Origin of the sequence: Streptomyces sp. BBFR25, assembly GCF_044590125.1 — a bacterium.
Lineage (GTDB): Bacteria > Actinomycetota > Actinomycetes > Streptomycetales > Streptomycetaceae > Streptomyces > Streptomyces canus_D.
In genome coordinates this window covers 5,398,507-5,413,646 of record NZ_CP172447.1, presented here as the reverse complement: position 1 = coordinate 5,413,646, position 15,140 = coordinate 5,398,507, and the positions used below count along the sequence as shown (strand labels likewise).

General features: G+C 76.0%; 6 protein-coding genes. 4 read left to right on the top strand and 2 right to left on the bottom strand.

The genetic code is table 11. The features are described from left to right. The first annotated feature begins 41 nt into the window (after positions 1-41). The 4 genes from ACGH52_RS24855 to ACGH52_RS24840 are packed head-to-tail and all read left to right on the top strand — an operon-like array spanning position 42 to position 13,654. Complete coding sequence (locus tag ACGH52_RS24855) at positions 42-9,365, top strand: SDR family NAD(P)-dependent oxidoreductase (RefSeq protein ID WP_399942462.1); 9,324 nt, start codon at positions 42-44, stop codon at positions 9,363-9,365. Positions 9,366-9,399: 34 nt separating this feature from the next. Next, complete coding sequence (locus tag ACGH52_RS24850; RefSeq protein ID WP_399942459.1) at positions 9,400-11,820, top strand: beta-ketoacyl synthase N-terminal-like domain-containing protein; 2,421 nt, start codon at positions 9,400-9,402, stop codon at positions 11,818-11,820. Then, positions 11,817-12,599, top strand: coding sequence for a thioesterase II family protein (locus ACGH52_RS24845; RefSeq protein ID WP_399942456.1), 783 nt, complete (start codon positions 11,817-11,819; stop codon positions 12,597-12,599). The genes ACGH52_RS24850 and ACGH52_RS24845 overlap by 4 nt, the downstream gene beginning before the upstream one ends. Before the next feature lie 14 nt (positions 12,600-12,613). After that, entirely contained in the window at positions 12,614-13,654 is a 1,041-nt protein-coding gene (locus ACGH52_RS24840) for a ketoacyl-ACP synthase III family protein (RefSeq protein ID WP_059299335.1), read from the top strand. Positions 13,655-13,661: 7 nt separating this feature from the next. On the opposite strand, the gene ACGH52_RS24835 is transcribed toward ACGH52_RS24840, so the two are convergent. Together ACGH52_RS24835 and ACGH52_RS24830 are read right to left on the bottom strand one after the other, a co-directional pair. After that, entirely contained in the window at positions 13,662-14,003 is a 342-nt protein-coding gene (locus ACGH52_RS24835) for a YrdB family protein (protein WP_059299336.1), read from the bottom strand. A gap of 58 nt (positions 14,004-14,061) precedes the next feature. Continuing rightward, the gene (locus tag ACGH52_RS24830) at positions 14,062-14,865 is read right to left on the bottom strand and encodes an AfsR/SARP family transcriptional regulator (protein ID WP_059299337.1); all 804 of its coding nucleotides are present in this window, start codon (positions 14,863-14,865) and stop codon (positions 14,062-14,064) included. Positions 14,866-15,140: the final 275 nt, after the last annotated feature.

The window sequence follows — 15,140 nt, the reverse complement described above, 5'->3', positions numbered from 1 at the left end:
TCAGCCGCCCAGCAACGACTGCCGATCGCGAGGGACTTCTTGTGACCAGCACACCGACCCATGGGGCCCCGGCCGGCCGGCAGTCCGGCGCCGGACGCCCCACCGCCACCCCGCTCAGCCGGGCGATGGACACCATCAAGAAGCTGCGCGCGGAGCTGGAGGAGGCGAAGGCGCAGCCGGACGGCCACGCCGGCCCGCTGGCCGTGGTCGGCGCCGGGCTCCGGCTGCCCGGCGGCATCGCCGACCTCGACGGCTACTGGGACGCCCTCGCCCAGGGCCGCGACCTGGTCCGTCCGATGCCCGAGCAGCGCAAGGAGCCCTTCGCCGACGCGTGGGACGCCCTGCCGCACCGCGGTGGCCACCTCGACGACGTGCTCGGCTTCGACGCCGCCTTCTTCGGCATCAGCCCGCGGGAGGCCCGCAGCCTCGACCCGCAGCACCGGCTGCTCCTCGAAGTGGCCTGGGAGGCGCTCGAGGACGCCGCGCTGCCGCCGCGCGCCCTCGCCGAGGACGGCAGGCGCACCGGGCTGTACGTGGGCGTGACCGGCCAGGACTACCGCGACTGGCAGCCCCCGGGGCAGGAGGACGCCTACTGGCTGACCGGCAACGGACACTGCTTCGCGGCCGGGCGGATCGCCTACACCCTGGGTCTGATGGGCCCGGCGGTCGCCGTGGACACCGCCTGCTCGTCCTCCCTGACCGCGGTCCACCTGGCCGGGCAGGCACTGCGGCGCGGCGAGTGCGACGTGGCCCTCGCGGGCGGCGTCAACCTGATCCTCTCGCCCCGCTCGACCCGGCTGATCCAGCAGACCAACTCGCTGGCCCCGGACGGTCTGTGCAAGACCTTCGACGCGCGGGCCAACGGCTTCACCCGGGGCGAGGGCTGCGGTGTCGTGGTCCTCAAGCGGCTCGCGGACGCCCGGCGCGACGGCGACCGGGTCCACGCCGTGGTCCGGGGCAGCGCGGTCAACCAGGACGGCCGCTCCTCGGGCTTCACCGCGCCCAACGTGCGGGCGCAGATAGCCCTGATCCGCGCCGCCCTTCAGGACGCCGGGCTGGGCCCGGAGGCGATCGGCGCCATCGAGGCGCACGGCACCGGCACCGCGCTCGGCGACCCGATCGAGGTCGAGGCGATCGTCGCCGCCCTCGACCGGTCCGCGGGCGGCGCCCCGCTGCGCATCGGCTCGGTCAAGACCGGCCTCGGCCACCTGGAGGCGGCCTCCGGCATCGCGGGGCTCATCCGCGGCGTGCTCTCCGTGAAGCGGCGCCTGCTCCCGCCGGTCGTGCACCTGCGCACCCTCAACCCCCGCATCCAGCTCGACGGCACCGGCATCGAGATCCCCCGCGAGGTGGTGCCCTGGGAGACCGGCGACAGCGGTCCGGGCAGCTGCCTGGGCGTCAGCTCGTTCGGCATGAGCGGCACCAACGCCCACGTGGTGCTCGGGGCACCGACGGACACGGAGCGGACGCCCGCCGTGCCCGCCGCCGCTCCGGTGACCGGGTTCGAGCTGTCCGCCCGTACCGAGGACGCCCTGCGCGCCTGGGCGGGCCTGCTGGCCGACCGGCTGGCGCGGCTGCCCGCCGAGGAGTACGGCGCGTTCGCCTACACCGTGACCCACGGCCGGGCCCGCCACGGCGTGCGCGCCCTGGTCACCGCCGAGGACGCGCGGACGGCGCTGACGGCCCTGCGGGGACTCGCCGCGGGCGGCACGCCGGAGCGGGTACGCCTGTCCGAGACCACCCAGGACGCCCCGCCGGACCCGGCCGTCGCCGCGCTGCCCCGCGCGGTCGCCGACCTGCCGGCCTATCCGTGGGAGCGGGTGCGGTACGCCCCGGCGGTCACCGCGGACGCACTCCACGGCGCCCTCGGCGCCGGGCCCGGTACCGACGCCCCGGCGCCAACACCCGCGACGTCGGCCGCGACCTCGGCCGCTACGGACCGCACCACGTCGGCCCCGGCCGCCACGACAGCCCAGGGACAGACCACCGCCACGCTTCCCACCCTCCGCGTCGCCTGGGAACCCCACACCCCGCCCGCGCCGTCCCCGACGGCGGCCGACGACGCCACGCGCCGCCCGCTCCTCGTCGCCGGTGACGACACCGACCTGGTGGCCCTGCTCGCGCGGGCCGCGCGGGACGCCGGTGGCCGGCCCGTGCAGGTGCTGGACACGCTGCCCGGGTCCGACGCGGACTGGGCCGAGGTCCGGGCCGCGCACCCCGGCGACCTGCTCCTCGCGCTCGCCGCGGCACCGCTGCCCGCCGCGCCCGACGAGCCCGCGCCGACCGGGCACGCGGCCGCCCTGGCCGCCGCCGCGACCGGTGCCGTACGCGCGGTGCCCGAGGGGCCCGGCCGCGTCCACCTCGTCACGGCGGGCGTGCGGCAGGTGACCGGGGACGACGCCATCGCGGACGGCGACCACGGAGTACTGCACGGACTCGCTCCCGTACTCGCCCTGGAGTACCCGCGTGCGTGGGGCGGCGTCGTGGACCTGCCGGTCGGCGCCGGACCCGAGGACGCGTCGGCCGCGCTGGCCGCGCTCGCGGCCGGGGACACCGAGGACCTGCTCGCGGTCCGCTCCGGCCGGGTCCACGCGGCCCGGTTGCGCGCGGTAGAGCAGGTGCCGGAGCCGCTGCTGCCGGTGCGCTCCGACGGCACGTATCTGATCAGTGGCGGCCTGGGCGCCATCGGCCGCGTGGTCGCCCGCGACCTGGCCGCCCGCGGCGCCGGTCACCTGGTCCTGCTCGGCCGCCGCGCCGAGGAGGAGCTGCCTGCCGAGGCAACCTCGCTGGCCGCCGCCGGCACCCCGGTGACGTACCTGCGGGCCGACGTCGGCGACGGCCCGGCGCTGGCGGAAGCGCTGCGCGTGCTCGACGCCCTGCCGCCCCTGCGCGGGGTCGTGCACACCGCCGGGGTCATCGAGCGGCTGCCGCTCGCGGACGCCGGTGAGGAGGCGTTCGCGGCCGCGCTGCACGGCAAGTTCACCGGCGCGCACTGGCTGCGGCTGCTGACCGACGACCGGCCGCTGGACTTCTTCGTCCAGCTGTCCTCCGTCTCCGCCGTGTGGGGCACCAGCGGCTACGGCGCCTACGCGGCCGCCAACGGCGCCCTGGACTCGGTGGCGGAACGGGCCGCCGCGTCCGGCCGCCCGTTCCGCAGCGTCGCCTTCGGCCCGTGGGACCTGGACGGCATGGCCGACTCCGACGCACGGGCCCAGCTCGCCCGGATGGGCGTGCGTCCGGTCTCCCCGGCCCTGGGCAGCGCCGCGCTCACCGTGGCAGGGCCGCACGGCGCCCACCTGGTCGCCTGCGACCTGGACACCGACCGCTTCACGGCCGTCATGAACGCCGTACGCCCGCGTGCCCTGTTCGACCCGCAGGCCCCGACGCCCGCGTCGCCCGCACCGGCCGCCGCCGAGCCGCGCGACGCGCTGCGGGCCGCTCCCGGACACCGGCGGCCCGCTCTGGTGGCCGGGCACGTCCGCGCGGTGCTGGCCGAGATCCTCGGCCACGACGACCCGGCCGCGCTGCCGGAGCGGACCGGGTTCCTCGACCTCGGCCTGGACTCGATCATGGCCGTCGACGCGGCGGCCCGGCTGACCGAGGTACTCGGCCTGGACGTCGGCATCGGCGACATCTTCGGCCACCCCTCACTGGAGCGGCTGAGCACCGAACTGACGGAACGTCTGTCGGCCACGTCCACGGCCACGGCCACGGCCACGTCCACGGGTACGGACGCGAGCGCGGGCGCCACACCCGCACCGCGCCGCGCCCCGGCCGTCCGTGCCCCGCGTGCCGCCTCCCCGGCGGCCACGACCGTCCCGGCCACCGGGGCCGCCGCCGCCCAGGGGACGGACCCGTCCACCCCCGCGCCGGAACCCGTCGCCGTCGTCGGCATGGCCGGCCGCTTCCCCGGCGCCGACTCCGTCGAGGAGTTCTGGTCGCTGCTGGAGGAGGGCCGCGACGGGGTCGGCCCGGTGCCCGCCGACCGCTGGGACGCCGAGGGCCTCGGCACCCCCGCCGAGGGCGGCTTCCTCAGTGACGTCCGCCGCTTCGACGCCGCGTTCTTCGACATCCCCGCCCGGGAGGCGGAGAGCCTCGACCCGCAGCAGCGGCTGCTGCTCGAAGCGTCCTGGCACGCCCTGGAGGACGCGGCCTGCGCCCCCACGGCACTCGCCGGCAGCCGTACCGGCGTGTTCGTCGGGATCTCCAACTCGGACTACGCCCGGGTCATGGAGAGCGGCGGCGCCGACACACTGGACGCGTACTTCCCCACCGGTACGGCCCTGAACGCCGCGGCCGGACGCATCGCCTACTACCTCGGCCTGCACGGCCCGGCGCTGGCGGTCGACACCGCCTGCTCCTCCTCGCTGGTCGCCCTGCACCTGGCCGTGCGCTCGCTGCGCTCCGGGGAGACCGACCGGGCCCTGGCCGGCGGCGTCAACGTGATCACGGCGCCCACCTGCTCGGTGGCCGTCTCCCGCGCCCACATGCTCTCGCCCGGGGGCCGCTGCAAGACCTTCGACGCCTCCGCGGACGGCTTCGTGCGCGCCGAGGGCGTGGGAGTGCTGGTGCTGCGCCGCCTCAGCGACGCGCTGCGGGACGGGGACCGGGTGCTGGCGGTCGTGCACGGCAGCGCGGTCAACCAGGACGGCGCCTCCTCCGGGTTCACCGCCCCCAACGGCACCGCCCAGCGCCGGGTGATCCGCGAGGCGCTCGCCGACGCGGGCGTCGAGGGGGCCGACATCGGCTACCTGGAGGCGCACGGCACCGGCACCTCGCTGGGCGACCCCATCGAGGTGGAGGCCGCCTGGGACGTGCTCGGTCCGGGGCGCCGGGCGGGCGAACCGCTGCTGATCGGCTCGGTCAAGAGCAACATCGGCCACTGCGAGTCGGCCTCCGGCATGGCCTCCCTGGTCAAGACGGTGCTCGCGCTGCGGCACGGACGCGTCCCGGCCGGGCTGCACTTCACCACGCCCAACCCGCACGTGCCGTGGCGCGACATGAACGTCCGGGTCGTCGACGGCCGGGTCTCCTGGGCGCCCGGCGACCGCCCCCGCCTGGCCGGCGTCTCCGGCTTCGGGTTCTCCGGCACCAACGCCCACGTCGTCCTCGGCGAGGCGCCCGCCGCCGGGCCCGTCGCGCCCGCCGACGCGGAACCGGCGCCGCTGCTGCTGCCGTTGTCCGCACCGGACGCGGCCGGCCTGGAGCGGGTGACCGCGGCCTGGGAGGCGGCCCTGGAGCACACGGACGAGGAGCTGCTGCCCGACCTCGTCTCCGTCGCCGCGGCCGGCCGGGCCCACCTGCCCGTGCGCCGGGCGGTGCTGGGCACCGGACGCGAGAAGCTGCTGTCCGCGCTGCGTTCGGCCGGCCCCGGCGAGGCGGCGCCCGCCCGCACGCCCAAGGTGGCCTTCCTGTTCTCCGGGCAGGGCGCCCAGTACTTCGGGATGGGCCGCGAACTCTACGAGAGCGAGCCCGTGTTCGCGTCGGTCATCGACGACTGCGACCGGATCCTCACCCCGCACCTGGGCGACTCCCTGCTCAACCTGGTCTTCTACGGGGACGACCCGCAGGCCGTGAACCAGACCCGGATCACCCAGCCCGCCCTGGTGGCGCTGGAGCTGGCGCTGGCCGCACTGTGGGAGTCGTGGGGCGTGCGGGCCACCGCCGTGATGGGGCACAGCGTCGGCGAGGTCGCCGCCGCCGTGCACGCCGGGGTGCTGGGCCGCGAGGACGGCCTGACCCTGATCGCCCACCGCGCCCGGCTGATGCAGTCGACCGAGCCCGGCGGCATGCTGTCCGTCCCCGGCGCCCCGGACGCCGTCGCGGCCTGGGCCGAGGAGGCCGGGGTGGACGTGGCCGCCGTCAACGGGCCCGAGTCGGGCGTGGTGGCCGGCCCCAGGGACCGGCTGGACGCGCTCGCCGCGCGGCTGACGGACCAGGGCGTGCGCACCAGGGCGCTGACCGTCTCGCACGCCTTCCACTCCCGGCTGATGGACCCGGTGCTCGCCGAGTTCGAGGCCGCCGTCGCCCCGCTCGCCTTCGCACCGCCGCGCATCCCGGTGATCGCCAACGTCACGGGCGCCGAGGCGGCCGACGACACCTACGACGCGGGCTACTTCGTCCGCCACATCCGGCAGCCGGTGCGTTTCCACGAGGGCGCCCGCGCCCTCACCGAGCTGGGTGTCGACGTCCTGCTGGAGGTCGGCCCCGACCGCACCCTGGTCAACCTGGTACGGGCCGCCGGGCTCACCCCGGCCGGCGGGGGCGTGCCCTCGCTGCGCCGCGGCGCCGTGGACCGCACCCAGCTTCTCGGTGCCGCCCGGCACCTCTACGAGCGGGGCCAGGACCTGGACTTCGCACGGATCACCGGCCGTCCGGCGGGCCGGGCCGCCGCGCCGCGCTACCCCTTCGCGGACACCGCGTACTGGACCTCCGCGGCAGCCTCCGCCACGCTCGCGGCACCCGGCGGCGCCCCGCGCCGCGGCCACGGGCGGCACTGGGGCGCCGAGCTGAAGTCGCCCGCGCTGTCCGGACGAGCCTTCTCCTTCGCCCGCAGCGCGGAGTTCCCTGCCTATCTCACCGACCACCGGCTCTACGGCACCGTCGTCACCCCCGCCGCGTCCCACCTGGGCACCGTCCTGTCCGCCCTCGGCGGTGACGGCTCGCCGGTCCTCGTACGGGACCTGATCTGCCCGCGGGCGCTCGTCATCAAGGACGGCGAGGAGTACGAGGTGCAGATCACCGTCGACCGTCCGGGCGCCGACGGCACCGCGGAGCTGTCCGTGCAGAGCCTCGTCGACCCCGAACGCGGCGTCTGGCAGCGGCACATCGGCGGACGCTGCGCCACCCCGCCGGTCGAGGAGACGCACCGGCCCCGGCCGGACGACCGGGCCGCGTTCATGGCCGCCGCCGACCGGCACCTGACCCGGGACGACTTCTACGCCTACTTCCGCGCCCTCGGCTACACCCTGGGCCCGTCCTTCCGCTGGATCGACGAGGTGTGGATCCGGGGCGACCGGGCGCTGGTGCGCTACCGGATGCCGGAACTGCCCGACGACCCGGCCGACTACGAGCTGTACCCCGGCCTGATCGACTCCTGCTTCCAGAGCATCGCGGTGTTCCTGGTCGACGAGCACCCGGCCGAGGCACCGTCCCTGGCCATCCCGTTCGCCGCGCGCGAGCTGTCCTTCCACGGCCGGCCGGGCGACGACGGCGAACTGTGGGGCGAGGTGCGGGTGCTGCGCGCCGAGCCGCTGGCCAACGACCGGCTGCGGGTGGAGACCGCGGACCTGCACCTGTACGCGGTCGACCCGGCCACCGGCCAGGAGCGCAGCGTGTTCCGCGCCGACGAGTTCCGCATCCGGCACGCCTCGCGCGCCGTCCTGGAGGCCGGTCTGCGGGGTGACGGCCTGGTGCGCGCCCTGGACTGGGTGCCGCTGCCGCAGGACGCGGCCGCGCCGCTCACCGCCCCGGTCCCGGTCGCCGTGCTGGGCGGGGCGCCCGGCGCGGACTTCGGCACCGACGCCCTGGCCGCCGCCCTGGAAGCGGCCGGCCACCCGGTATCAGTGCAGACAGACCTCCCGGACGCAGCGGACCTCAGGGACGCCGGGCTCGTGGTCGACGCCCGCTGGCTCGCACCGCACGGCTCCGCCGACGGTGCGGACGGCGCGGACGGCGGCTCCGGCGCCGCTGCCGCCCTCGACGCGCCCGACGCGCCCGACGCGCCCGACGCCCGGGACGCGCTCGACGCGGTCCGCCGTCTGGCCGCCACCCTGCGCGCGCTGCCGCCGGAGCTGCCCTACGTGCTGCTCGCCGACGGCGACGCGGTGCGGGCACCCCTGCGGGAGGCCCTGTTCGGGCTGTTGAGCAGCCTGGAGGCGGAGCAGACCGAGCGCCGTCTGACCCGGCTGCGGCTGGACGCGGGCTGGCGTGCCGAGGGGGTCGCCGCGCTGCTGGGCGGCCTGCCGGAGGAGACCAGGCTCGCGTACACGGACTCCGGTGTCCGCGTCGCCCGGCTGGTCGACGTCGCCGCCCAGCCGGCCGGGCCCGAGCGGGCCGGGGGCGCGCTGATCACCGGCGGTCTCGGCGCCCTGGGCCTGGCCGTGGCCGGCGCCCACGCCGCCCGCGGCGGCGACCGCGTCACGCTGATGGCCCGCTCCGCGCCCGGGGCGGTCGAGCAGGCGGCGATCGACGCGCTCACCGCGGCCGGGGTCCGGGTGTCCCTGGTCCGGGGCGACGTCACCGACCCCGCCGACGTGGCGCGGGCGGTGGCCGCCGCCACCGCCGACGGCCCGCTGGGCACGGTGTACCACCTGGCCGGTGTCAACGCGGACGGCGCCTTCCCCTCCCTGACGGACGCCTCGTACGAGAAGGTCTTCCACGCCAAGGCGCTGGGGGCCGACGTCCTCGCCGACGCGGTCGCCGGTCACGACCCGCGGGCGGTCGTCCTGTTCTCGTCCGTCTCCTCGGTGCTCGGCTCGGCGGGCCAGGCCAACTACGCGGCCGCCAACGGCTATCTGGACGGCCTGTCCGAGGCGCTGCGCCGTCGGGGGCTGACCGCGGTCACCGTCAACTGGGGACCGTGGGTGCCGGAGGCCAAGGGCGGCATGGCGGCCGCGGCGGCCGTCGAACGGGCGGCGCAGCGGGTGGGCATCCGGCCGCTGAGCGACGCCGACGCGGCGCTGCCGCTGGCGCTGGCCGCCGAGGGCGCGCAGGACCGCCTGGTCGTGGCCGCCCTGGACCCGGCCCGCTACGCCGAGCAGGCCGCGGGGCATCCGCGGGCCGCGCTGGTCGCCGCGCTGACCGGGCCGGTGACCGCGCCGCGGGGCGCGCGCGAGGAGAGCGAGCCCACCGGCTGGCTGCGCGACCGGCTGGCGGCGTGCGGTGCCGACGCCGACGAGGCCGAGCACGTGCTGAGAGACGCCGTGCGCGCCCTGGTCGCGCGGATGCTGGGTTCCGACGACGGTCTGCCCGGGGACGGCTCCGCCGACGCGGAGGGCTTCTCGCAGCTGGGCCTCGACTCGATCATGGCGATCGATCTGCGGGCCGCCCTGGCCCACGCCATGGGCCGGGACCTGCCCGCCACCATCGCCATCGACCATCCGAGCGTGCTCGCGATGAGCGGCTTCCTCGCTCCCGCGGACACCGCCCGCACCGGACCCGGCACACCGCCGTCCGCGTCCGGCCCGGTCCCGGCGCTCGCTCCCGCGGCGGCCGCGTCCGCCCCGGTCCACTCCGTTCCCTCTCTCCCGTCCCCCGACTCCCTCCCCTCCCCCGACTCCCTTCCCGCCGCCGGCTCCCTCGAGGACCTCTCCCTCGACGAGCTGCTCCGGGCCGTCACCGACGACCTCGCCCAGGAGCAGTGAGCGGGCGATGACCACCGAGCGCAGGAGCAGTGAGATGTCCGAAGCACCAGTTAATCCCGAAGATCTGCGGCGGGTGATAGAAGACCAGCTCCGGCTGTCCCGCCGGCTCAAGGAGCGGCTGGCGGCGGCCGAGGCCCGCGCGCACACGCCCGTCGCCGTGGTGGGCACGGCGATGCGGCTGCCCGGCGGCGTCGACACCCCGCGCGCCTACCGCGACTTCCTGTACGCCGACGACCCGGACCTGCGGGCCCTCGGCCCGATACCGGAGGACCGCCCCTCGCTGCGGGCGGTCCACCACCCCGAGCGCGGCACCGCAGGCCGGTCCTATGTGGACCGGGCCGGGTTCCTCGACGACATCGCCTCCTTCGACGCCGCGTTCTTCGGCATCTCGCAGCGGGAGGCCGAGACGATGGACCCGCAGCAGCGGCTGCTGCTGGAGGTGTCGTGGGAGGCGCTGGAGCGGGCCGGTGTCGCGGCGCGCCGCCAGGACCGGCTGCCGGTCGGCGTGTTCGTCGGCGTGATGGCCTCCGAGTACGGACGGCGCTTCGTCGGGGACGGCGACTACAGCCGCATCGACCCGTACCACAGCACCGGCAGCGGGCACTGCTTCCTGGCCGGGCGGATCTCCTACGCGCTGGGCCTGTCGGGTCCCGCGCTCAGCATCGACACGGCCTGCTCCTCCTCCCTGGCGGCGGTGCACCAGGCGGTGCGGGCGCTGCGGGCCGACGACTGCCGCTACGCGCTGGCCGGCGGCGCCAACCTGATCCTGGGCGCGGACCTGATGGTGGCCCTGTGCCAGGGGGAGGCCCTCTCGGCGGGCGGTCGCTCGCGGACCTTCCTGGCGGACGCCGACGGCTACGGCCGCGGGGAGGGCGTCGGCATGGTGGCGCTGATGCGGCTGGACGACGCCGTCGCGGAGGGCCGTGAGGTGCACGCGGTGATCCGCGGCACCGCCGTCAACCACGACGGCGCGTCCTCCGGGTTCACCGTGCCCAGCGGGCCCGCGCAGCAGGAGGTGGTCCGCGCGGCCCTGGCCGACGCCCGCACCGAGCCGTCCGGCGTGGGCTACGTCGAGGCGCACGGCACCGGCACCGCGCTCGGCGACCCGATCGAGGTCGGCGCCCTGGACGCGGTGATCGGCACCGGGTCGGGCCAGGGGGACGAGCCCGTCGTCCTCGGCAGCGTGAAGTCCCGCATCGGGCACCTGGAGGCCGCGGCGGGAATCGCCGGGCTGCTGAAGGTGGTCGCGCTGCTGGGCGAGGAGACCCTCCCGGCGGGCGTCCAGCGGGACGACGGCCGGCTGAACTCCCTGATCCCGTGGGACCAGATCGCCGTACAGGTGCCCCGCACCAGCGTGCCGTGGCCCGCGCGGCCGGGTGGACGCGTGGCCGGCATCAGCGCCTTCGGGCTGTCCGGCACGAACGCCCACGCGGTGCTCGCCGCCCCGGCCCCGCGGGCGGGCGGCGGTCCGGAGCCCGAGCCCGGCCACTGCGAACTGCTGACGCTGTCCGCCAAGGACCCGGCGGCGCTCGCCGAGCTGGCCGGCCGGGTGCGCACCGCGCTCGCCGGACGGGACGCGGCCTCGGTGGCGGCGCTGTGCCACACGCTGCGCGCGGGACGGGTCCACTTCGGGCACCGGCTGGCCGTCGTGGGGAGCGGCTCCCAGGACCTGATCGCGGCCCTCGGCACCGTACGGCGCGGCGTCACCGCCCCGACCGTCGACCGGGTCACGTTCAGCTCCCGCGCCGAGTGCGACGAGGTGCTGGAGGGGGCGCTGGCCGCGCTGGCCCGGGCCCATCCCCGGCTGGCCGCCGCGGCCACCGGCTCCGCCGCTCCCGCGGCCCGGCTGGGCGGGGTGCTGGCCGCGCTGGGCGTACGGACGTCCGTGGCACCGGCCCGTGAGACGGCGCACGGACCGGTGGCCTACCTGACGGCGGCCGGAGAGACGCTGCCGCTGGTGGCCGACGACGCCGAGGCGGCCCCCCGGCTGCTGGCCGACGCGCTGGCCGCGCTCTTCCACGGAGGTGCCGACCTGCGGCTGGAGCTGCTGGCCGCGCCCGGCGCCCGGTTCACCGACGCGCCCACCTACCCGTTCCAGCGCAAGCGGTTCTGGGTGGAGGAGAGCGAGCCGGCCCGGTCGGAGGAGACCGCCGCCGCCGTGGCGGCGACCGCCTCGTCCGGACCCCAGCCGGTGCCGCGCGATCCGGCGGAGATCAGCGCCTACCTCGCCACCGAACTGGCGTCCGTCCTCAAGGCCGACGGTCTGCTGCCGGCCGAGACGCCGTTCTGCGAGGTCGGCGGCGACTCCTTCACCGCGATGCTGCTCACCAAGAGCGTCGAGCAGCGCTACGGGGTGGAACTGCCCACGCTCGACTGCCCGGTGGAGATGCCGGTCGGCGACCTGCTGGCGTACCTGGGGGACCAGGTGAGCGCCGCCACCGGAGGAGACAGATGAACAGCCGTGTCCGCCCCTTCCACCGTCCGCGTCCGGTCGACGCGCCCGCCGTGCGGCTGGTCGGCTTCCACCACGCGGGGGGCTCGGCGGCCGTCTACCGGCCCCTGGTCCAGCAGTTGCCCGACGACTGGGACCTGCTGCTGCTCGACCTGCCCGGCCGGGGCCGGCGGGCCGGGCAGCAGGCCCTGGACGACATGACGGAGGTGGTCGCCACCGCCGTCGCGGACGTCCTGCCCTGGGTCGACGACACGCCGCTGGCCCTGTTCGGGCACAGCATGGGCGCCGTGGTGGCCCTCGAGACGGCCCGCTCGCTGGAGGGCCTGGGCCGGGTCCCGATGTGGACGGGCGTGTCGGGACGCGTCGCCCCGCACTTCGCCCGCCCCGGGACCGCGCCGCTCAGCACCCTCGACGACGACGCGCTGCTGCGGGTCCTGCTCGACCTGGGCGGGATGCCGGAACGGGTCACCGAGTCCACCGACTTCATCGACCGGTTCCTGCGTACCGTGCGCGCCGATCTGACCGCCGTCGACAACTACCGTCCGACGGCTGGCCGTTCGCCGATGAGTTCGCCGCTGAGCGTCTTCGGCGGCACCCAGGACGCCTGGGCTCCCCCGGCGGCCATGCACCTGTGGCGGCGGGAGACCTCCGCCCGCTTCCACCAGCAGTTCTTCCCCGGCGGTCACTTCTACTTCCTGAACGACCGCTTCCCCGCCCTCACCCACCAGTTGGTCCGGCAGATCGCATCCTGCCACCACGAATCCGCGCCCCAGGTGGCGTAACAGAGGAGAACACCATGCGTTGGGACAACGTGTACGTCGCCGGACTCGGCGCGCATCTGCCCGAGCAGGTGGAGACCGCCGAGGAGGCGGTCGCCGCGGGCCGCTACGACGCCGAGGAGGCCCAGGCCAACGGCATCCGCGCGGTGCGGGTGGCGGGCCCCGACGAGCCGGGCCCGGTGATGGCGGCGGCCGCCGGTCGGCAGGCGGTGGCCCGGGCCGGGCTGCCGGCCGACCGGTACGGCATGGTGCTGCACGCCTGCGTCGGCCACCAGGGCCAAGACTTCTGGACCCCGGTCAACTACGTGCAGAACGAGGCGGTCGGCGGCACCGGCCTGACCCTGGAGGTCCGGCAGGGCTCCAACGGGGGCCTGGCCGCCGTGGAACTGGCCGCCTCCCACCTCGCCGCCCGCGGCAGCACCCCGCAGGCCGCCCTGGTGACCACCGGTGACGCCTTCCGCATGCCGTACTTCGACCGCTGGGGCACCGACAGCCAGCAGGTGTACGGCGACGGGGCGGGCGCCATGGTCCTGTCCAACCGGGGCGGGTTCGCCCGGCTGCGCTCCACCGCCAGCTACTCCGACTCCTCGCTGGAGCCCATCTACCGCGGGACGACCGGCTGGACCGACGGTCCCTTCCACGACGGCAGGCCGGTCGACCTGCGCAGCCGCAAGAGCGACTACCTCCTCCAGGAGGAGGGCGCCTACGACCGGGTCATCCAGCAGATGACGAAGAACGCCTCCCAGGTGCTGGACGAGGCGCTCGCGGACGCCGACATGAAGCTGGCGGACGCCCGGTTCTTCGTGCACGCGAACATCGCCGAGACCATCGCGCAGTTCTCGTTCTACTCGCTGCTCGGCGTCGACCCGGAGACGACCGTCTACGACTGGGGCCGCGACTTCGGGCACATGGGCGCCGGCGACCAGCTGATCGGCATCAACCACGTCGCCGAGGCCCGTGCTCCGCGCCCCGGCGACCTGCTGGTCACCATGGGGGTCGGGGTGGGCTTCATGTGGACGGTCGCCGTCCTGGAGTTCCTCGAGTCCCCCGCGTGGTGAACGGGCGTCACTGGTTCCACAGCAGCCGAAGCGCCGCGTTGACCAGGTAGATGCCGGCGAAGGTCGCCGCCCAGGTCTGCCTCCCGGAGGCGGCCAGGGCGGCGGCGCCCGCACCGAACCACAGCGCCTCCAGGAGCACCCGTCCGCCCCCGTGCACCGCGTACGGCGCACGGGGCGAGCCCAGCAGGGCCCACGCCGTCATCAGCGCGACCGGCGCGCCGATCCCCAGGGCGATCTTGACCAGCCACTTGTCGCTGGACGTGAACCCCCACAGGACGACCGAGGCGTACACCGCGAGTTCCAGCAGGAACATCACCAGCAGGTTGAGGGCCTTCAGGGACGAGAGCATGACGGTCTCCTAGCTCGGCATGGGGGGTTGTGGGCGTGGGGGTGGGGGCCGGGACGGGTCACACCGTCAGGTCGCTGCGGACGGTGAAGCGGTCGAGCTGCGGGTCGGAGACGAGGATCGCCCGCTGCAGCTCCTGCAATCGCGGCGACGGTGTCACCCCCAGCTCCTCGACCAGGCACTCGCGCAGCGCGGTGAACGCCTCCAGCGCGCGCCACTGCTGGCCGGACCGGTAGAGGGCGACCATGTACTGGGCGCACAGGTTCTCGTGCATCGGGTGGCGTGCCGCGAGCACCGCCAGTTCGCTCAGCAGCGCCTGGTGCCGGCCCAGCGCGAGGTCGGCGTCGACCCGCGCCTCGACGGCCATCAGCCGGCTCTCCTCCAGCCGGGTGACCTCCACGCTCAGCCGCATCCCGGTGTACACGTCGACCAGGGCCCGGCCGCGCCACACCGCCAGCGCCGAGCGCAGCAGCCGCGACGCGGTCGCCTGGTCCCCGAGGTCCTTCGCCCGCCGGCCCGCCGCGGTCAGCCGTTCGAAGGCGTCCACGTCGATCTCCTCCGGCGTGATGTCCAGGAGGTAGCCGCCGTACCGGGTGGTCAGCACGTCCTTGGCGCTGCGGGGCCCGTCCGGGGGCAGCGCCGCCGCCAGCCGCTTGCGCAGCTGGAGTATGTACGTCTGCAGCGTCGTCTGCGCGCTGCGCGGTGGCTCGGTGCCCCACAACTCCTCCATCAGGGCGGACACGGGAACCACCTGGCCGGCCTGTAGGGCCAGTAGTGCCAGGACCTGACGCGGCTTTCCCGCGGTCGGCAGCAGCGCGACCCCGTTCTCCGTCGCCTCGAAGGACCCCAGGATCTTGATGTCCATGTCGGACGCTCCCCCATTCACCTGGTCGCATTGGTGCCTCCATGGTTGGCCACGGGGGCCCTGCGGCGGCAGTGCGAGGGTCATCGGCCCACTGTGAAAGCCCACTTGTCCGAAGCGTGAAAAACGCATGCGCCCCCGTCCGGCGTCCCCGCGCCCGGCGCGGTGCAGGCCGGTGCGAGCGGGGCTCAAGCGGCGGCCTCCAGCCTGGGGCGTGGGCGGGGCGACCGTGCGGACGGTGGCCGCGCACGGTGCCCACCGATCGCGGCGTAGTGAGG

What these genes read in the sequence shown, in the direction of transcription:
- ACGH52_RS24835 (WP_059299336.1), bottom strand. Translation starts at nt 14,003, where the DNA reads ATGCTCTCGTCCCTGAAGGCCCTCAACCTGCTGGTGATGTTCCTGCTG.
- ACGH52_RS24830 (WP_059299337.1), bottom strand. Translation starts at nt 14,865, where the DNA reads ATGGACATCAAGATCCTGGGGTCCTTCGAGGCGACGGAGAACGGGGTC.
- ACGH52_RS24840 (WP_059299335.1), top strand. Translation starts at nt 12,614, where the DNA reads ATGCGTTGGGACAACGTGTACGTCGCCGGACTCGGCGCGCATCTGCCC.
- ACGH52_RS24845 (WP_399942456.1), top strand. Translation starts at nt 11,817, where the DNA reads ATGAACAGCCGTGTCCGCCCCTTCCACCGTCCGCGTCCGGTCGACGCG.
- ACGH52_RS24850 (WP_399942459.1), top strand. Translation starts at nt 9,400, where the DNA reads ATGTCCGAAGCACCAGTTAATCCCGAAGATCTGCGGCGGGTGATAGAA.